Here is an 18276-nt window from a genome sequence, read left to right as displayed (position 1 = left end):
ACGACCTCAGCGCTGATAATTGGGCGCGGGACGGCCGTTGCGGGCCGGAGCGAACTGCGTGTAGCGACCGATATCGGCGCGGCCGGGGGCCTGGTTGCTGCGGCCGGCGGGCAGCTCGTTCTGGCGCATCGGGCCGGCGCTGAGCGGACGGCTCGGCGAACCGCTGCGACGGGCGACGGCCTGGCCGGCGACGCTGTTCTGGCCGGACGGCACCGGCGGCAGCACCCGAAGCAGGTCGTTGAACTGACGGACGGTACGCAGACCCTCATCCCACTGCGCGCGGGTGCTGGTGATCGGCATGGACACCAGGGTCCAGTTCTGCTCGTTCCACATGATCTCGGCGCAATCCGGGGCGGTGTGCGAGAACGTCACCATGCGGCGGTCGCAGGCGCGACGAGCGGCATCGAGGTTGGTGGAGTAGACCATGCGGGGCCCGATGGCACCGAGGAGCCAGATGTCGTTTTCCCGAGGTTCCGGGATGTCCTTCAGCCGGACGTCCACGGCGACGTTGGTGCCGACCTTGCGGTGCAGGGCGATAACGGTGGCCACATCGTCGAGGTCGAAGATGAACACGGCCTCGCCGCGGATCTGACCGAGCACGACGTTGCGGGCGTGCACGTTCTCGCCGACGGTCGACATGATGCCGCGGCTCCACCGCTTGACCAGGTCGGGAGTCTCGTGTTCGTAGTCGAACCCGTGCGACTTCGCCCATGACTTGCGGCGCCTGCCGAGGCCACGTCGACGGTCGATGTCGACGTACAGCAGCACTGCCGCACCCACGAAGCAGAGCGCGGAAAGCGTGAACCAGAGCGGAACCATCGCACCAAGCTTACTGGCTGGTACCCGAAATGCCCGAACTCGAATTGGTCACAAGCTGGTCACATGCTATTTCAGGTACGCGACGATCGCGTTCGTCAGCCCCCGTCGGGCCAGGTCGAGATCGGTATACGTGCCGAGCTGACGCTCCGACGCGATGCCACGCATCGCGCCGGGGATGAAGGCGGCCACCTCGCGCACCCGCTCGGGGTCCACGTCCAGGTCAGCGAAGGCCTGTTGGCAGGTCTGCAGCCAACTTTGCCCCCAGGACGACAGCTCCGCGGCCGTCTTCGGATAGAGCCGTTCCAGTTCGGCATGGTCCCGCGGGAGCGCCGCGCGCAGATTCTCGATGGCCCGGGAATCGCCGATGGTCAGGCCGTCATACAGCAGGTCGATGATGGTCGCGACGCGTTGCCGCAGCGTAGCGCCGCTGTCGTGCTGGCTCAGCATGCCCGCGCGACGCTCGGCGGTGCGGCGCAGAACCGCGGCCCAGAAGCCGTCGATGTCGCCGAACTGGTACTTCACCGCACCCCAGGTGGCGCCGATCTCCTTGGCGATCCGGTTGGCCGATACCGCGCCCGGATCTCCGGTGGCCAGCGCCTTGCGCGCGGCCTCCAACATGCTTTCCCGGGTGGCGTCGCCGCGCTTGTTGGTCCGGCGCACGCTCACCTCGGTCATCTTCAGCAGGCTAGCCGCTCGCACGCAGTTTCGCAGAACCCTCTACTAAACCCTTCACAAGTTTCACAGAACCCCCTACGATTCCCGTCATGGCCAAACCGCAGTTGCCCACGAAGCCGACGGGATGGTTCCAGGTCGCCTGGTCGGACCAGGTCGACATCGGCGCGGTGCACGCCATGAAGTACTTCGGCGAGGAGATGGTCGCCTGGCGCTCGGAATCCGGCGCCGTCACCGTCATGAACGCCTACTGCGAGCACCTCGGTGCGCACCTCGGCTTCGGCGGCCACGTCGTCGGCGACACGATCCAGTGCCCGTTTCACGGCTGGCAGTGGAACGCCGCCGGCCACAACGTCTGCATCCCGTACCAGGACCGGCCCAACCGCGGCCGCCGGATTCGCACCTACCCCGTGACCGAACTCAACGAGGCCATCTATATCTGGCACGACGTCGAGGGGCGCGAACCGTTCTTCGAGGCGCCCGACGTGTTCGCCTCGTTCAGCGACGGCAGCAGCGCCGCCGACTACTACCCGCAGCAGCGGCTCTTCCGTGACGCACTCGAATTGCATCCGCAGTACGTGCTGGAGAACGGCGTCGATTTCGCACACTTCAAGTTCGTGCACCAGACCCCGATCGTGCCGGTCTTCACCCGCCACGACTTCGCCGCGCCGGTCTCGTACGTCGACTTCACCATCACCTTTGAGGGCGGCGACCAGCAGTCGATCGACGACGTGCGCAGCGGAGTCGAGGCCATCAACGGTGGCTTGGGCATCGCCGTCACCAAGAGCTGGGGAATGATCGACAACCGCACCATCTCGGCCGTCACTCCCGTCGACGAGTCCACCTCCGACGTGCGGTTCATGGTCTACATCGGGCGGACGCCCGGCAAGGACAGTCCGCGAGCCGCCGAACGTGCCGCCGCGTTCGGCGACGAGGTGATCCGGCAGTTCACCCAGGACATCCACATCTGGTCGCACCAGCGGTACTCCGATCCGCCGGCGCTGGCCACCGCCGAATACGAAGGCTTCACCGCAATCCGCAAATGGGCCATGCAGTTTTATCCCGAAACGCCGAAGGGCTGAACACCATGAGTGCCAAAATCCGCGTCTTCCAGGTCGCCACCGGCAACGTCGGCACCGAGATGATCAAGCGCATCGGCAAGCGCCCCGACCTCGAGTTGGTCGGATTGCATTGCTACACAACGGAAAAGATCGGGCGTGACGCCGGTGAGATCGCCGGCATCGGGCCCATCGGAGTCATCGCCACCGGATCGGTCGACGAGATCATCGCCGCCAAACCCGACGTACTGACGTTCCACGGCGTCTTCCCCGACGAAGACCTCTACGTGAAAGTCCTTGAAGCCGGGATCAATATCGTCACGACGGCCGACTGGATCACGGGCTGGCACCGCGACACCAACCACCCGCACCCCTCCGGGAGACCGGTCACCCAGGTCCTGGCGGAAGCGGCCGCACGTGGTGGTTCCACGTTCTACGGCACCGGCATGAACCCGGGCGTGAACCAGATCCTGGGCGTGGTGTGTTCGGCCGACGTCGCCGAGATCGAGAACGTCACGACCATCGAATCCGTCGACGTGTCCTGCCACCACAGCAAGGACACCTGGATCGAGGTGGGATACGGCCTGCCCGTTGATGATCCGTCGATCCCGGCGAAGCTGGAAAAGTACACCCGGGTGTTCGCCGACAGCGTGCTGATGATGGCCGACTGCTTCGGACTCGAGCTCGACGAGGTGAAGTTCAGCTACGAGCTCGGCGCCTGCACAAAAGATGTCGACCTGGGCTGGTACACGCTGCCCAAGGGCTCGCTGGGCGGCAACTACATCAAGTACCAGGGCATGGTCGACGGGGTGCCGCGCATCGAGACACACCTCGAGTGGCAGATGACGCCGCACACCGACCCAAGCTGGAACATCAAGGGCTGCTACATCACCCAGATCAAGGGTGATCCGTGCGTCTACAACAAGCACATGATCTACCCGAAACCCGGTGTGGACCTGTCGAATCCGGACAACTTCGCCTCGATCGGCATGACCGTCACCGGGCTGCCCGCGCTCAACGCCATCGCCTCGGTGGTCGCAGCGCCACCCGGACTACTGACGAGCGCCGACGTCCCGCTGCGCGGATTCGCCGGCCGCTTCAACATCTAGAAAAGCCCCGCCACACCGAAGTGTGGCGGGGCTTTCCCGTAACCAACCCGGACTCAGCCGAGCACCAGGCTCTCGCCGTCGGCGCTGAGGTTGACCGGCACGACGTCGCCGTCGTGCACCTCGCCGGCCAGCAGCTTCTTGGCCAACTGGTCGCCGATGGCCTGCTGCACCAGGCGGCGCAGCGGACGGGCACCGTACAGCGGGTCGAAACCGCGCTCCCCCAGCCACTTCTTGGCCTCCAGCGACACCTCGAGCGTCAACCGCCGCTGCGCCAGCCGCTTCTGCAGCTGAGCCAGCTGGATGTCGACGATCCGCACCAGCTCCTCGGGCTTGAGCGCCTCGAAGACGATGACGTCGTCCAGGCGGTTGATGAACTCCGGCTTGAACCGCGAGCGCACCGCCGCCATCACCTGCTCCTCGGTGCCGCCCGCGCCCAGGTTGGACGTGAGGATGAGGATGGTGTTGCGGAAGTCGACGGTACGACCCTGACCGTCGGTCAACCGGCCGTCGTCGAGCACCTGCAGCAGGATGTCGAACACATCAGGGTGCGCCTTCTCGATCTCATCGAACAGCACCACCGAATACGGCCGCCGTCGTACCGCCTCGGTCAGCTGGCCACCGGCGTCGTACCCGACGTACCCGGGAGGGGCCCCCACGAGACGAGCCACTGCGTGCTTCTCGCTGTACTCGCTCATGTCGATGCGGATCATGGCGCGCTCGTCGTCGAACAGGAACTCCGCCAGCGCCTTGGCCAGTTCGGTCTTACCGACACCGGTCGGGCCCAGGAACATGAACGAACCCGTCGGCCGGTTGGGATCGGCCACCCCTGCCCGGCTGCGACGCACCGCGTCGGCAACAGCCTGGACGGCGAGCTCCTGACCGATCACCCGGTGCCCCAGCTCGGCCTCCATGCGCAGCAGCTTGGCGGTCTCACCTTCCATCATTCGGCCGGCCGGGATGCCGGTCCACGCCGACACCACATCCGCGATGTCGTCGGGGCTGACCTCTTCCTTCAGCATGACGTTCTCGCGGGCCTCGGCGACCGGCAGCGCGGCGTCGAGTTGCTTCTCGACCGCCGGAATCCGGCCGTACCGCAGCTCGGCGGCCTTGGCCAGGTCACCGTCGCGCTCGGCCCGGTCGGCCTCACCGCGCAACGTCTCCAGCTGTTCCTTGAACTCGCGGACGATGTCGATGGCGTTCTTCTCGTTCTGCCACCGGGTGGTCAGCTCGCTGAGCTTCTCCTTGTAGTCGGCAAGCTCGGAACGCAGCTTCTCCAGCCGGTCCTTGGACGCCGCATCTTCCTCTTTCTCCAGCGCCATCTCTTCGATCTCGAGGCGACGGACCAGCCGCTCGACCTCGTCGATCTCGACAGGTCGGGAGTCGATCTCCATGCGCAACCGCGACGCCGCCTCGTCGACGAGGTCGATGGCCTTGTCCGGCAGGAACCGGCTGGTGATGTAGCGGTCCGACAGCGTGGCCGCCGCGACCAGCGCGGAGTCGGTGATGCGCACACCGTGGTGCACCTCGTAGCGCTCCTTGAGGCCACGCAGGATGCCGACGGTGTCGTCGACCGACGGCTCGCCGACCAGCACCTGCTGGAACCGGCGCTCCAGGGCGGCGTCCTTTTCGATGTACTTGCGGTATTCGTCGAGCGTGGTCGCGCCGACCAGGCGCAGCTCGCCGCGGGCCAGCATCGGCTTGATCATGTTCCCGGCGTCCATGGCGGACTCGCCGGTGGCGCCGGCGCCCACGATGGTGTGCAACTCGTCGATGAAGGTGATGACCTGCCCGGCCGAGTTCTTGATGTCGTCGAGGACGGCCTTGAGCCGCTCCTCGAATTCACCGCGGTACTTGGCGCCGGCCACCATGGACCCGAGGTCCAGGCTGACGACGGTCTTGTCGCGCAGGCTCTCGGGCACGTCACCGGCGATGATGCGCTGGGCCAGACCCTCGACGATGGCGGTCTTGCCGACGCCGGGCTCGCCGATCAGCACCGGGTTGTTCTTGGTGCGCCGGCTCAGAACCTGGACCACGCGACGAATCTCGTTGTCGCGACCGATGACCGGGTCGAGCTTGCCTTCCCGGGCGCGAGCGGTCAGGTCGGTGGAGTACTTCTCCAACGCCTGGTAGGTGCCCTCGGGGTCGGCGCTGGTGACGCGGGCACTGCCGCGGACCTTCACGAAGGCGTCGCGCAGCGTCTGCGGCGCGGCGCCGTGGTTGACCAGGATCTTGGCGACGTCGGAGTCGCCGCTGGCCAGGCCGTACAACAGATGCTCGGTGGAGACGTACTCGTCGTCCATCTCGGTGGCCAGGTGCTGGGCAGCCGTCAGGGCCGCGACCGACTCACGAGACAGCTGCGGCGTCGAGTTGGCGCCGCTGACACTGGGCAGCCGGTCGATCAGCCGCTGGGCTTCGGCCCGGATGGTCGCGGGCTCGACGCCGACGGCCTCCAACAGCGGTGCGGCGATGCCGTCATTCTGGGTCAGCAGAGCCATCAACAGGTGCGCCGGACGGATCTCCGGATTTCCGGCGGCGGTCGCCGCTTGCAACGCTGAGGTCAGCGCCGCCTGAGTCTTCGTGGTCGGGTTGAACGAGTCCACGACACCTCCCTTTCGTTTGGAGAAAATGCTTGTCGGTCAGTTCAACGCAGTCAAGGTTGAGTCTGTTCCGCTCAAGTCTAGAAAATTTGCCCGATTTTCAACACCGCCACAAGTCCTTTTCCAGGACGCCCGAATGCCCTTTCCGGCACAGGCATACTTGTCGCGACCGCGAAGGGGTGCAGCGAATGACCGATTGGACTTCGGTACTGACGGAATTGATTCCTCTGGCATTGGTGATCGCCCTCTCCCCGCTGTCGATCATCCCCGCAGTGCTCGTGCTGCAATCTCCCCACGCCCGGCTTACCGGTCTGACTTTTCTCGCCGGATGGCTGGTGGCCATCGCCGTGCTCACCGGGGTGTTCGTCCAGCTGTCCGGTCTGATGCCCGAGGCAGGCCAGCCGTCGACCACGGCGTCGTGGGTACGCATCGTGATCGGCGTCCTGCTGGTCGCCTTCGGTATCTACCGCTGGGCCAACCGCAAGCACGACACGCACGAGCCGGCCTGGATGCGGAAGCTGACCAGCGTCACCCCGGCCCGGGGCTTCGTGACCGCGGCGGTGCTCGCGGTGGTGAACCCCAAGGTGCTGTTCATGTGCGTCGCTGCCGGCCTGGCCATCAGCACCGATGAACTCCCCCGCGCGGCGACCTGGGCGTCGGTGCTGTATTTCGCGGTGGTGGCAGGCAGTTCGGTCGCCATCCCCGTCCTGACCTACGCCGCCGCGGGCGAGCGGCTGGACCCGGCCATGGCCCGTCTCGGCGCCTGGTTGCACCGACAGCATGCGGTGCTGGTCGCCGGAATTCTGATCGTCATCGGACTCCTGGTCGCATACAAGGGCCTTAGCCACCTGTAGCTGGTCAGGCGGGTTACCGTTAACCATGTCCGAATCCGAATCCGACTTCGGCGATTTCGAGTTCGAGCGAAAGTTCCTCGTCCACGACCTGCCCGCCGTCACCGCGTCCGACCCCAGTCCGGCCCTGATCGTGCAGGCGTATCTGTTCGCGTCCGACGGGTATGCCGTCCGGGTGCGGGTCCAGGGTCCCGCGCCGGCCGATCTGAGCGATCCGTCGATCGACCTCATCGACGCCATCGGCAGCGACTCGCTCGGCACCATGACAGCCAAGGGACCGGCGGCCGGCGGCACCCGCTACGAGGCCGAGCGTGAACTCGATCCGCTGGTGGCCGGCGAAATCGTCCGTCGCGCCGAACATGTCGTCACCAAGGTGCGGTATTCGGTGTGGCTCGGCGAGGACGGCTGGATCGTCGACCGATTCCTGGGCGGCAACGCCCCACTGTTGCTGGCCGAGGTGGAACGCGGCGGGCCGGTGGTCGATCTGGCGATCCCGACGTTCTGCGTCACCGAGGTGTCCGAGGACGACCGCTTCCGGAACGAGTACCTGGCCCACTACCCGTATGGCGCCTGGGCCGACGCGCACCGGCGCGAACTCGATCTGTTGGGCCCCACCTTCGTCAGCACGTTGGGGCAGAACCATTTCGACACCACGTCACCGACGCCCGATGGGACTTGACGACCGCGAAGCCCTGATGACGGTGCGCGCCGCGGTCGACCCTGCCCGCGGCGGGGACGGCGTGATCGGTCGCTTCTACGCCCGCTGGTTCGCCACCGACCTGTCGGCGCGCGATCTCTTTCCACCCGACCTGGCCGCCCAGCGCACCGCATTCGGTCAGGCGCTGTTCTGGGTACTCGGCGAATTCATCGACCAGCGGGCCGAAGAACCCGTGGCGTTCCTGGCTCAGCTCGGCCGCGACCACCGCAAATACGGTGTGGCACCTCAGCATTACGTGGCCCTGCACGACGCGTTGCTGGCGACCCTGCGTGTCGAGCTCGGTGACCGCTGGGATGCCCGCGTCGCCGAAGCCACCACGCACGCCGTCGACCTCATCGTCGGTGTCATGCGCGGCGCCGCCGACTCCGAGCAGACCCCGCCCTATGTCGACGGCACCGTCGTCGAGCACCTGCGGGTGACGCGCGACGTTTCGATCGTGCGGTTGCAACTGGACCAGGCGCTCTCGTACCACGCCGGCCAGTACGTCGCGGTACAGGTGCCGCAATGGCCGCGGCGCTGGCGGCACCTGAGTCCCTCGATGCCATCCGATGCCAGCGGCGCCATCGAGTTTCACATCCGCTCGGTCAGCGGCGGCATGGTGAGCACCGCGATCGTCAACCAGACCACGCCCGGCGACCGCTGGCGACTGTCGAATCCCCATGGCGGAATGAACGTTTCCCGCTCTGACGGAGACGTGCTCATGGTCGCCGGCAGCACCGGGCTGGCGCCGCTGCGCGCGCTGCTGATGAACTTGTGCCGCGAGGCCGAGAACCCGCGCGTGCACCTGTTCTTCGGCGGCCGCTATCCCTGCGACCTCTACGACCTGCGCACGCTGTGGGAGATCGCGGCCACCAACCCGTGGCTGTCGGTGACGCCGGTGTCCGAATACTCCACCGACCCGCCGTGGGCCGCCGACTATCCCGATGTCCAGCCGCCCCGCGGGCTGCATGTCCGGCAGACCGGGTTGCTCCCCGACGTGGTGACGAGCTACGGCAGCTGGAGCGACCGGCAGATCCTGGTGTGCGGCGGGCCCAAGATGGTCGCCGCAACCAAAGCCGCCCTGATTGCCAAAGGCTCTCCGCCAGAACGCATTCAGCACGACCCGTTGGCCCACTGACACTGGAGGACCCCGATGGCCGAACTCGATACCGTCGTACTGCGCGACCCCGAGTCGACGATGACCGCGACATTCGTGCCCGCCGCCGGGATGATCGGGACGTCGTTTTCCGATGGGCAGGTGGAGTTCCTGGGCCAGCGGCGCGGGCTCGACGCCTATCTGACCAACGCCAAGACCATGGGCATCCCCCTGCTCTATCCGTGGGCGAATCGGTTGAGCGCCAACACCTACGACGTCGACGGTGGTGCCGTCACCTTGACGCCCGGAACCGGTGGCGTCCGCACCGACGAGCACGGCTCACCCATGCACGGTGTACTCGCGGCCTACCCAGGCTGGCTGGTCACGGAGCAGTCGGCGAATTCCGTCACCGCGGCAGTCGATTTCAGCCGGCCGGGCCTGCTGGCGTCGTTTCCCTTCCCACACGTGCTGACGGAGCGCGTCACGCTGACCGGGCGGGTGTTGACGATCGAGACCAGCGTTCGGCCGTCCGCGTCTGCGGCAGTACCGCTGTGTTTCGGCTACCACCCGTATCTGACCATTCCTGTTGTGCCGCGGGAGAATTGGGTTCTTCAGACGCCTGCGCTACGACACCTACCGACGGACGATCGCGGGTTGCCCACCGGCGCTACGGAGAATTGGGCGGCCCGATCCGGGCCGCTGGGCGACACCGCGTACGACGACGGTTTCGACCAGGTACCCGACGGCGCGCAGTTCACCCTCAGCGGCGGGAGTCACCGAATCACGGTGACGTTCGAAACCGGCTACCCCGCCGCGCAACTGTTCGCACCGCCGGGCGACGCGCTGGTGGCCATCGAGCCCATGGCCGCGCCCACCGACGCCCTGCGCCACGGCGGATATCGCCTCGCTTCCCCGGGCCGGCCGGTGACAATGCGGTTCTCGATCGGAGTTTCCGAAGTACCCGCTGGTGCCGCACACTTCTGACGTGACTACGCAAGACCGCCTCGACAGGTGGGAACATCGCGCGGAATGGCCGCTGGCCGCCGTCGCCGCCCTGTTCCTTGCCGCGTACAGCATCGACGTCCTCGTCCAGCCGAAGGGCCTTGTCGCACATCTCCTGAGCCTGGTGACCATGTTGGCGTGGGCGGTGTTCACCGCCGACTATGCGGCGCGGCTGTACCTGGCCCCCGACCGCAAGCAGTGGTTCCTTCGGCATCTGGTCGACCTGGCCGTGGTGCTGCTCCCCCTGCTGCGACCGCTCCGTCTGATCCGGCTGGTCGTATTGGTCAGCGCCATGCAGAAGGCCATCGGCAACGCCATCCGCGGCAAGGTGATCATCTACACCATTTCTGGTGCCGTGCTGTTGGTGTACGTCGGGGCGCTGGCGGTGTACGACGCCGAGCGCGCGGCTCCGGACGCCCACATCACGAGCTTCGGCCTGGCCGTGTGGTGGGCGATGACCACGATCACCACGGTCGGCTACGGCGACATGTATCCCGTCACCACCACGGGACGAGTCATGGCCAGTCTCATGATGATTGGTGGGATCAGCCTGGTCGGTTCCATCACGGCGACCATCGCGTCGTGGATCGTGCAGACGGTGTCGGATGACGATCAGAAGCAAGGCGCCGCCACCGCGGCGCACATCGACCAGCTACGGGGTGAGATTGCGGAGTTACGGGAGTTGTTGCGCGCCAAGGTAAGTAGTGATGCAACCCCGGTCAACTGAGTCTCACTCCTGACCTGCGCCGCTTCCTTGAACGCAGTCTGCACGCAGGGTGCCTTTGGCTGGGTCGAAGATCAGCACCAGGGAATCACCGAGTCCAGCACCCGCTGCGCTGGCGAGTTGTCGAACCGAGCCCATGTTGGGTGCAGCGGGCTCATCTAGATCCCACGTAACAGGCACAACCCCGAAGTCCGTTTCAAAGTCGCGACTGTGCCCCGGAGCCACGCCAATCGCTTGTGCAACAGGCGAATCGATGGACAGTCCAGAACCACGCAGAACGTGTGTCGTTACCGGGACTGCGATTCCGATGCAGCCGTCTGACCGACGAAACGCCGTGGGCACAGCTTCCACCCCCGGAATAGACGGCCACGGGTCGCCTCGGCGCCGAAGGCGCACCATGCCACCTTCCGTCACGAATGCGAGGGTCGCGAGATACGTACGGATCGAGCTTTCCTTGACGTCAGGGAGCGCCGCACGCATGTCGTCGAGCAACTCGCTGACAAGCACGCGCCCTCCGGCCGCCTCGATGCGCGTGGTCAGTTCTTGCGCAATGCCGCCGTACTCGCGATGGTTCCATCCAGCCAAGGCCCATCTGGTTCGGCTCGTTCGCGTGAATCTGTCGTTTCCGTGCAACGCTTTCAGTACAGATTTGGCGCCCACCGAATCCCCCACCACGCCGCTGATTTCTTCAGCAGTCATCGGCCGACCGACAGCGTCCAATACCGCTGCGATCTTGGCCCTGAGCCCAGAGCGTGACGGCAGGTACGCCCCGCCAATCCTGCTCAGCGCCAGCGTGTCCAGATATGCAGGAACCGCATCTCGCCGCATTCCCTCGGCTGCCAGCTCCCGAGTCAGCGTTTCCAGGGTCTGACCGGGCTCGGCACGAAGGAGCCTGCGGACAGAAGCATCGACCCGTCGACGTCCGCCCTGTGAAACGTTTTCGAACCAACCGTCGTGTTCTCTGTACTGCCCGGCAACGTGAAGCAACAGCCACGCCGCCTCAGTCGTCGGCTCCATGCCCAACTGACGAATCTCAGATTCGACTGTTGAGCGCGGAACGTAGACACCCAATCGGCGGCGCAGTTCAGCCGCCGACTGCCGGACATCTCTGTGGGCGGGCTCGCTGAGCAATTCGGCGAACCGTGATCGAATGCGACTCTCGTTTCGCCAGAGCCAGGTCGGATGCACGCCGAGCTCGGCCGCAAGGCGCTCCTGCGTGACCTTGGCCGGCGCCCATTCACGCGCCCACAGGACCTTGCGGTCACGCGTGCTGAGACGATCCAGCAGCCGATTGGCCGCATCGGTAGCGGTTGTCTGAGTTGGGTCGGCTGTCTCCTGCTGCGGAGCCACTGCCGCGCGAGCAGCCATCACCATCGACTCGACAGTTCGCACACCAGCCGATCGGGGTCCCAGAAGGTCCGCGACCGTCGCATCAGCGATGTCGGACCACGTCACGTAGCTACATTCGTACGCATTTCGTGCCCGAGCAGGCAACTTTCCGTACGGGATTGGCTGAGTCCCAATGGCATCCAACCCAGCGACCAGTTCGCCCAACCGAACGTCAACGGCGGGCCACAATCGGGAGGCGGCATTAGTCGAGGTCACTTGTGCGAATCGTTCTTGACGTGGTTGGGACGAGACCGCGAGTGCAAGGCGGTACGAGGCTGAACTTAGACCGTCGGCAGCGAGCAGATCCTATCGGCGCCGCGATGCGCCAGCTAAAAGCCGATGGAACCGTCGCGCCTGCACCTTGGCCTTCCAGACAATTTCGTGCAGGTACCCCCTACATCCGCCGACTATCCTTGGTTGGGACGACTGATACGCCCCCGGGCGTAAAATCGGTCCCGGGGTTGTCGTGCGAAGGGGGGCGGCGTGGACGCAGTCAAGGTCGATACGCAGATGCTGCGGCATCAGGTCGCGAAACTCGAGGAGACGATCGGCCACCTCGACTCGCATCAGACGCAGGTACAGCGGGCCATCGATGACTTCGCGAAGGCGCTGAAGGGCGACACCGGTAAGGCCGTCGAAGCTGCTCTGAACAGCTACAAAAAGGCGATGGCGGCGTTGAGCACCGAGCAACGCGGGATCACCGAGAAGCTTCAGTCTGCGGTAGCCGCCTACGACTCGACCGACGCCAATGCGGCTACAGGCCTGACCCAAGCAATGCATCTGTAGGGGGACGTCAATGGCAGAGCAAGAATGGCATTTTGCGGAGATCGAGCAGACGATCGGCGACCTCAAGGATGAACACAAACGGTTGAACGACATCCTGGTCGAGGAGCGCGCGCGAATCCAATTGGTGAGCAGCGACATCTGGCACGGCACCGCGCGCGAGGGCTGGCAAGCTGCCGAGCACTCATGGGGCGAGAAGGCCGATGCTGCGCTGGAAGCGTTGAACAAGCTGATCGGCGCCATCCAGAGCGGTCATGATTCGATGGAATCTGCCGAGGGGAAGCTCAAGGGCAAGTTCGGCTGACCGACGCAGGGAGGGGAATTCGGTGTCGAGTAGTCACCGTTCACTAGGGGCGGCACACCGCGAGGCGGGCGTCAAGTGACGCCCACGTTGAAGGTTGATACGGCCCAACTTGCCGCTGCCGGTCAGGCGTTTCAAGCAGCGTCGGACGCCGTGCCGGCTGCTCCGGCGTTCTACATTCCGACCGGTTCGGATGCGCTGTCGACTGCCGCGGCGACGAATGCCCCGAAGTTCGCGGATCCGATAACGACGGGCTTACCCAAGCTGAAAACCGAGACTGCTGCCTACGCAGCGAACATCAAGGACGCGGCGTCCACGTACGCGACGACTGACCAACAAGCTGCGGCAGACGTGCTGAAACAAAAGCTCGACGATCCAGCAGGCCAAGGATCTGGCGGCGGCAGTGGTGGTGCGCCAGGGGGAGGCAGCGGAGGTGGATCGGCCGCCGGTGCCGCCAATCCAGCCAAAGCCGGTGCGACGTCTACGGCAGCGGCAGGTGCGCCTGGCGCTGGCGGCGACCCGATGAGCCAGCTGAGCCAACTCGGCCAGATGGGTGGCCAAATGCTCCAGATGCCGATGCAGATGGCCCAGATGGCGGGCGCGATCCCTCAAGCAGCGATGCAGATGGCTCAGCAAGTGGGTCAGCAAATCGGCCAGATGGCCGGCAAGAAGGGCGAGTCCGAGAAGGACAAGCCGCAAGATGCTGAGCAGAAGGCTGCTGAAGACAAGAAGGCCGACGACGAAAAGAAGTCGGCAGACGACAAAGACAAGTCTCAGGCGCACTCCGAGAAAGCGCAGCCCAAGGCCCCCGTCGAGGGCAAGCATGCAGCCGCGCCGATCCACGGTTCAGGCGCCGTCCCGGTACCCCCCTCTTCTGCACCGCGCCATGCGGCTCCGACCCGACCCAATGTGGAGGAACAACTGTGACCCAGCCACCGCCGTCCGGCCCGTGGGGTGCTCAACCCCCGCAGCAGCCCGGTAATTGGCAGGGGTACCCCGGTGGACGGCAGGGGCCGGGACCGCAGGGCCAATGGAACTCACAACCGCAGTGGCCGAATCCCACGCCCGCCCCTCAGAAGAAGGGTCCGCTCAAGTGGATCCTCGGTGCGATCGCCCTAGTTGCTGTCATCGCGGTGACTGCCGTTGTGGCGGTGTCGTGCGCGGGCGGCAAGGGTTCGAACAATGGGAACGGCGGTGGTACACCGACGTCGGGTTCGAAATCCGATATCGCCAGCGCTAACGACACCGGCCCTGTCTCCGTGATCACCGAAGATCCTTCGTGCGCGCCGTGGGGGCCGATTAATGACACCTTGGCGAACAGCACCAAAAACGCCGGATGGGAACGACGAGACCCCTCCATCTCTGCAAGTGCATGGACTCCGGATATGCGAACTGTATTCGAGACGTCAGCCGAAGCATTCGGAAAATCCGCCGATCAAGCAACGTCACTCATAAAGATAACCACGCATCGGGTCATGCGTGAGCTTTATCAGCAGTATGTGGCGTATATGCACGCATTCGTCAGCAAGGTACCGAATTACGCACCGGAAGATTTCAATTTAGTGACCACCGGCGTGACACTAGGCATGACAATCACAGGGATATGTCAGGCAATCACGTTTGGTTCTGCAGCTGCCCGCGGGCCGCTAGTCACACCGGTAGCGCCTCCCGAAAAAATTGCGCCGCTAGACGATGTTGAAAAGCCAGTTCAATTCTTGACATCGCCCGATCCTGGCTGCGCCGATTGGAACACTGCCGTCAAGCAGCTAGATGCCAATCCAATTTACACGGCATGGAAGAACGAAGATCTAAATATTCCTGCGAGCGACTGGTCACCGCAGTACAAGTCCGAAAACGACGCCGTCGAGCCGCTACTTGCCACAGCGTCCGATACCTTCGAGAGACTGGGGAGAGGCAGCGCAAATCCTGTTATCCAGGATTTCGGAGTTCTCGCGGCGCAGTATGGGCGTGCATTTATTCAAGGAATGCCAACCTATACAAGTGCAGATACCTACCTGTACAACGTATTCCGGCGCGCTTCGGCAGGCATTAGTGCTGCATGCACCGCCGCTGGGGTAGCTTAATGGGAGATCGACCGAAACCCACCGGAGCCGACGACATGTTGAATCCGGGCGGTTGGCCTGATAGCAGCGAGACTCGCTTCTATCAAGTCGCTCAGGATTGCGTCCGCGCACTTCAGAACCTGGTGAATAGCGGATCCACGCCGTGGAGTCACAAGCATCGAGATACGTTCCACAACGGTGGCGACAGCTGGTCCGGGGGGGCTGCGGGTGCCGCCGACAGCAAAGGCGGACAGATACTAACTAACTTCGCCGCGCTTCAGAATCAGTTGACGCTTGCCGCAAACTGGAACAACGATATGGCCCAAGCCATCGCTGGCGCCAAAGACAAGATTATAAACAACGTCAACGCTGCGAAGTCCTATATCAACAAACTGTCGCAGGATGACCCCGACTACGACACAAAGGTTCACAATAGGAAAATCCAGTGCCATAGCGACAATATCAAGGCCATTTCCGATGCAGCTGGTCATGTCGCGAACCCATCGGCTTACAAACCTCCGATAAATGAGCAACAGCTCCTTAGTAGCGGCCTGCCAAATGAACTGCAGCCGCCACCGGGGTCTCTGCCGGGGGGCACTTCAGCACCGCCCGCCACTCCTCGCGGTGAAGGAGATCCAGCCTCTGCCGATCCAAAGTCTGAGAAGCGCCCTCCCGCGCCGCCCCCTTCCTCAAAGACCGATACGCTTCCTGCCCCAGTGACGCGCGGCGAGGGGCCCTCAATAGCCGCTGATCCACAGGCGGAAGTTACCCCGCCCGCCCCGGCACCGGCTGCCCCCGCGACACCCAGGGCTCCGGACGCCGCAGCATCCGCAAACCCTCAGCCGTCAAACCCCGCAGGAACACCGGTCGTCACGCAAACGGCGAACCCACAGACCCCCGGCGGTGCCCCAGCTAATGTCGTCGCAGCACCATCACAGCCGGCGACCAGAACCGTAGCCAGTGGAGGCGGAGGGACACCGACGACGAGCACAAGCACCGGAGGTGGCGGTTCTCCGAGTGGTCTCGGTGGCACCCCCGGTGCGCAGCAGTCGGGCAACCCCAGCAGCCAGCCAACCGGAGCGCAGACACCCGGCGGTCAACCGACTAATCCACTGCAGCAGGGGTTGCAGCAGTTCGGCCAGGGTTTACAGAGCGGAGCGGGGAACGCTTCACAGCCGCTGGCCTCGGCTCAACCGGCGACGCAACAACCGACCACGCCTCCTCCGGCAACACCAACTGGCGCGGCCGGCGGCACGTCCGGGACAAGCTCTGCTCCCGTCGGCGCCGCGTCGGCAGCTGGTGGCGGCGGTTCCGTCGGGGGCCCAGCTGCTGCTACGCCGGCTGCGCCCGCGGCTCCGTTGGGCCCTGCTCCAACGCCGTCTCCGGCGGCACCGGTCGCACAACCCGGACAGGGCGGTCCCGTCGGACCTGCGGGTCCCAGTGTCGCAGCCGCCGGCACGAACAACCAGCAGGCTGCGGCAGCCGCGCCGATCCCGGTCAGCCCGGCCCGCGCAGAGCGCGATGCCATGGCAGCAGCGGCGAAAGCCGGCCTTTTGCAACGAAAGTCGGCAGGGAATACTGACGCGGATATCGAGATCGCGCGGCGCATTTCCGCGGCATTGCATGCGCCGCCGTCTATCCCAGCGGCGAGCTATCAATTCGTGTGGGCAGTCGGTGTCACGTCTGAGGGCCAGATTCTGGCGGCCAACTCATACGGCATTGGTTACATCCCCGACGGGGTGAAGCTTCCGGGACAGGTGACGCTGGTCAGTGCGGACGAGGCGATCTCGCCAGCTGAGCGCGGCCGCTGGGTGAATTTCCCATTCCTGGCGATACAAGGTTGGGCACAGTTCCACGGCAAGACGCTGCGCGCGATCATTGGCACGCCCGAAGACGTCAAGCCATACAAATCGAGCATGCACGCCGAGGAGTTGGCGCCTGACGACATCCCGGCCGATGGCACCATGCAGGGTCGGTCCCGACTGCAAGTGATTGCCCCGGAAGCCGCTGCGCGACTTGAGGAATGGTCTGACGTCACGCTGTACGAGGCGCTGCCGCCTCGGCCGGTGCAGGATGCGCCACCCGACGCCAAGCAGACGATGAAGCTCTGGGTGGAGACCATCAAGCCGCTGCTGCGCACCACCGGCACCAATGGCCCGATCGATCACCTGACCAAGCTCATCGCTTACGCAGACCACATGCAAAACGTCGAGCTGTACAAGGCGTATACCGCGCCCCACGTGGCTGCACAGCGCGAGGCAATGTCGGATTGGATTTACTGGCAACACGTTTCGTCGATCTGCCAGGACGCCACGAATCCTGTTCTTGGCAGCGTTCAGGCGTGAGTGACCGCAGCGGCGAGTGGGAGCGCACCGCCGTCAAGCCGTTCGAGGTCTTCCCGGAGCTCTATCGGCACATGGACATCCAGTTGCTATCAGCGATCGCCACTGGCGATGACGCCAGCCATGCAGCTGCGGTCGGCGCTGCCAGCCGCGAGGTGGTTGAGCGGATTGCGCATCTCCGCCAACCGTGGGTTTTGAACATTGATGCGGACGCCACTATCGAGTCGATCGACCGGCACGCCGCAAAGCTCTTTGAGCGCGATGCGCCAGTAGTCGGAAAATGGGTTCGGGGAATCCTCGATCATTGGCGGCGGCAGCAGTCCTGGTTCAACCTCACTGTCGACATCATCGCCGCGGCTGACGACGACGACCTGAACCGCGCCGTCCTCGCGGCCGCCGAGTGCATCCGGCGGGCCACATTTGCGTTCCTGGACATCGACTTCGGCCGCATTCCGTGTGTGCCTGACGACCCGTTCTATGGGGTGCTGCTTGCGGTCGGCGAAGTTTTCACTACCCACCGCGATCAGGAACCACTTCGCGTGCAACTGGATTGCGTCGGAGGGTTGGCTGCCACGCCCGAGCACAACCCGTGGGTGGCAGCTCTGATCGACCAAGAATTGGTGATCTACCGTCGGCTATATCGAGCGTTCTTCCGGCTCTTGGAACAAGCGGGCATGTTCGACGACCGTGAAGGCGACCGAGATTTCTTCCACACGCCTGATCAGGTGGACCGCCAAGCCCTCTGAAGCTTCGCACCCAGCCGCCGCTGCGTG

At 64.8% G+C, this 18276-nt stretch carries 18 protein-coding genes; 13 read left to right on the top strand and 5 right to left on the bottom strand.

The window, feature by feature from the left end; all coding sequences use genetic code 11:
* Nucleotides 1-6 precede the first annotated feature (6 nt).
* Both ttfA and G6N59_RS19100 read right to left on the bottom strand, forming a co-directional pair.
* Nucleotides 7-819: a trehalose monomycolate transport factor TtfA gene (ttfA, locus tag G6N59_RS19105; RefSeq protein WP_020098707.1), complete on the bottom strand. Its 813-nt coding sequence runs from the start codon at nt 817-819 to the stop codon at nt 7-9.
* 66 nt (nt 820-885) lie between these two features.
* On the bottom strand, nt 886-1494 hold the full coding sequence (locus G6N59_RS19100) for a TetR/AcrR family transcriptional regulator (RefSeq protein WP_138228414.1): 609 nt from the start codon (nt 1492-1494) through the stop codon (nt 886-888).
* Nucleotides 1495-1583: 89 nt separating this feature from the next.
* On the opposite strand from G6N59_RS19100, the gene G6N59_RS19095 reads away from it, so the two are divergent.
* Nucleotides 1584-2573 (top strand): Rieske 2Fe-2S domain-containing protein, encoded by a 990-nt coding sequence (locus G6N59_RS19095; RefSeq protein WP_138228413.1) that lies wholly within the window; start codon nt 1584-1586, stop codon nt 2571-2573.
* Nucleotides 2574-2578: 5 nt separating this feature from the next.
* Nucleotides 2579-3658 carry an NAD(P)H-dependent amine dehydrogenase family protein gene (locus G6N59_RS19090; RefSeq protein ID WP_138228412.1) on the top strand — a complete coding sequence of 360 codons (1080 nt, stop codon included), beginning with the start codon at nt 2579-2581 and terminating at the stop codon, nt 3656-3658.
* Between the two features lie 53 nt (nt 3659-3711).
* On the opposite strand, the gene clpB is transcribed toward G6N59_RS19090, so the two are convergent.
* Nucleotides 3712-6258: an ATP-dependent chaperone ClpB gene (gene clpB / locus G6N59_RS19085; protein ID WP_138228411.1), complete on the bottom strand. Its 2547-nt coding sequence runs from the start codon at nt 6256-6258 to the stop codon at nt 3712-3714.
* A gap of 185 nt (nt 6259-6443) precedes the next feature.
* On the opposite strand from clpB, the gene G6N59_RS19080 reads away from it, so the two are divergent.
* From G6N59_RS19080 to G6N59_RS19060, 5 genes are read left to right on the top strand one after another with little or no spacing between them, the layout of a single operon-like run.
* Entirely contained in the window at nt 6444-7109 is a 666-nt protein-coding gene (locus G6N59_RS19080; protein WP_138228410.1) for a GAP family protein, read from the top strand.
* A 25-nt stretch (nt 7110-7134) separates the two neighbouring features.
* Nucleotides 7135-7785 carry a CYTH domain-containing protein gene (locus G6N59_RS19075; protein WP_138228409.1) on the top strand — a complete coding sequence of 217 codons (651 nt, stop codon included), beginning with the start codon at nt 7135-7137 and terminating at the stop codon, nt 7783-7785.
* On the top strand, nt 7775-8941 hold the full coding sequence (locus G6N59_RS19070; protein ID WP_138228408.1) for an FAD-binding oxidoreductase: 1167 nt from the start codon (nt 7775-7777) through the stop codon (nt 8939-8941). Before G6N59_RS19075 ends, G6N59_RS19070 begins: the two co-directional genes overlap by 11 nt.
* Nucleotides 8942-8956: 15 nt before the next feature.
* Nucleotides 8957-9883 (top strand): aldose 1-epimerase, encoded by a 927-nt coding sequence (locus G6N59_RS19065; protein WP_138228407.1) that lies wholly within the window; start codon nt 8957-8959, stop codon nt 9881-9883.
* A 1-nt stretch (nt 9884) separates the two neighbouring features.
* On the top strand, nt 9885-10628 hold the full coding sequence (locus tag G6N59_RS19060) for a potassium channel family protein (protein ID WP_138228406.1): 744 nt from the start codon (nt 9885-9887) through the stop codon (nt 10626-10628).
* Nucleotides 10629-10631: 3 nt separating this feature from the next.
* Here the strand turns inward: G6N59_RS19060 and G6N59_RS19055 are convergent, their stop codons facing one another.
* Entirely contained in the window at nt 10632-12080 is a 1449-nt protein-coding gene (locus G6N59_RS19055) for a hypothetical protein (RefSeq protein WP_163911483.1), read from the bottom strand.
* Between the two features lie 417 nt (nt 12081-12497).
* Here G6N59_RS19055 and G6N59_RS19050 point away from each other — a divergent pair, with 417 nt between their 5' ends.
* From G6N59_RS19050 to G6N59_RS19035, 4 genes are all read left to right on the top strand, one after another.
* On the top strand, nt 12498-12800 hold the full coding sequence (locus G6N59_RS19050; protein WP_138228404.1) for a WXG100 family type VII secretion target: 303 nt from the start codon (nt 12498-12500) through the stop codon (nt 12798-12800).
* A 10-nt stretch (nt 12801-12810) separates the two neighbouring features.
* Nucleotides 12811-13101: a WXG100 family type VII secretion target gene (locus tag G6N59_RS19045; protein ID WP_138228403.1), complete on the top strand. Its 291-nt coding sequence runs from the start codon at nt 12811-12813 to the stop codon at nt 13099-13101.
* 75 nt (nt 13102-13176) lie between these two features.
* The gene (locus tag G6N59_RS19040) at nt 13177-14025 is read left to right on the top strand and encodes a hypothetical protein (protein ID WP_138228402.1); all 849 of its coding nucleotides are present in this window, start codon (nt 13177-13179) and stop codon (nt 14023-14025) included.
* Between the two features lie 206 nt (nt 14026-14231).
* Nucleotides 14232-15182, top strand: coding sequence for an ESX-1 system-associated protein (locus G6N59_RS19035; protein WP_138228401.1), 951 nt, complete (start codon nt 14232-14234; stop codon nt 15180-15182).
* 236 nt (nt 15183-15418) lie between these two features.
* On the opposite strand, the gene G6N59_RS19030 is transcribed toward G6N59_RS19035, so the two are convergent.
* Nucleotides 15419-15652 carry a hypothetical protein gene (locus G6N59_RS19030; protein ID WP_138228400.1) on the bottom strand — a complete coding sequence of 78 codons (234 nt, stop codon included), beginning with the start codon at nt 15650-15652 and terminating at the stop codon, nt 15419-15421.
* Nucleotides 15653-16687: 1035 nt separating this feature from the next.
* Between G6N59_RS19030 and G6N59_RS19025 the strand changes: the two genes are divergently transcribed.
* Nucleotides 16688-17506, top strand: a complete 819-nt coding sequence (locus G6N59_RS19025; RefSeq protein ID WP_138228399.1) for an EspK C-terminal domain-containing protein — start codon at nt 16688-16690, stop codon at nt 17504-17506.
* Nucleotides 17431-18249 carry a hypothetical protein gene (locus G6N59_RS19020; RefSeq protein WP_138228398.1) on the top strand — a complete coding sequence of 273 codons (819 nt, stop codon included), beginning with the start codon at nt 17431-17433 and terminating at the stop codon, nt 18247-18249. Before G6N59_RS19025 ends, G6N59_RS19020 begins: the two co-directional genes overlap by 76 nt.
* Nucleotides 18250-18276: the final 27 nt, after the last annotated feature.

The organism is Mycolicibacterium aubagnense (assembly GCF_010730955.1).
Taxonomy (GTDB): Bacteria; Actinomycetota; Actinomycetes; order Mycobacteriales; family Mycobacteriaceae; genus Mycobacterium; species Mycobacterium aubagnense.
The sequence above is the reverse complement of the archived record's forward strand: the minus strand, read 5'-3'. Positions and strand labels throughout refer to the sequence as shown.

Coding starts and splice junctions, on each gene's coding strand:
- ttfA (WP_020098707.1), bottom strand. CDS start 819: ATGGTTCCGCTCTGGTTCACGCTTTCCGCGCTCTGCTTCGTGGGTGCG.
- G6N59_RS19100 (WP_138228414.1), bottom strand. CDS start 1,494: ATGACCGAGGTGAGCGTGCGCCGGACCAACAAGCGCGGCGACGCCACC.
- G6N59_RS19095 (WP_138228413.1), top strand. CDS start 1,584: ATGGCCAAACCGCAGTTGCCCACGAAGCCGACGGGATGGTTCCAGGTC.
- G6N59_RS19090 (WP_138228412.1), top strand. CDS start 2,579: ATGAGTGCCAAAATCCGCGTCTTCCAGGTCGCCACCGGCAACGTCGGC.
- G6N59_RS19080 (WP_138228410.1), top strand. CDS start 6,444: ATGACCGATTGGACTTCGGTACTGACGGAATTGATTCCTCTGGCATTG.
- G6N59_RS19075 (WP_138228409.1), top strand. CDS start 7,135: ATGTCCGAATCCGAATCCGACTTCGGCGATTTCGAGTTCGAGCGAAAG.
- G6N59_RS19070 (WP_138228408.1), top strand. CDS start 7,775: ATGGGACTTGACGACCGCGAAGCCCTGATGACGGTGCGCGCCGCGGTC.
- G6N59_RS19065 (WP_138228407.1), top strand. CDS start 8,957: ATGGCCGAACTCGATACCGTCGTACTGCGCGACCCCGAGTCGACGATG.
- G6N59_RS19045 (WP_138228403.1), top strand. CDS start 12,811: ATGGCAGAGCAAGAATGGCATTTTGCGGAGATCGAGCAGACGATCGGC.
- G6N59_RS19030 (WP_138228400.1), bottom strand. CDS start 15,652: ATGACCAGCTGCATCGGAAATGGCCTTGATATTGTCGCTATGGCACTG.
- G6N59_RS19025 (WP_138228399.1), top strand. CDS start 16,688: ATGGCAGCAGCGGCGAAAGCCGGCCTTTTGCAACGAAAGTCGGCAGGG.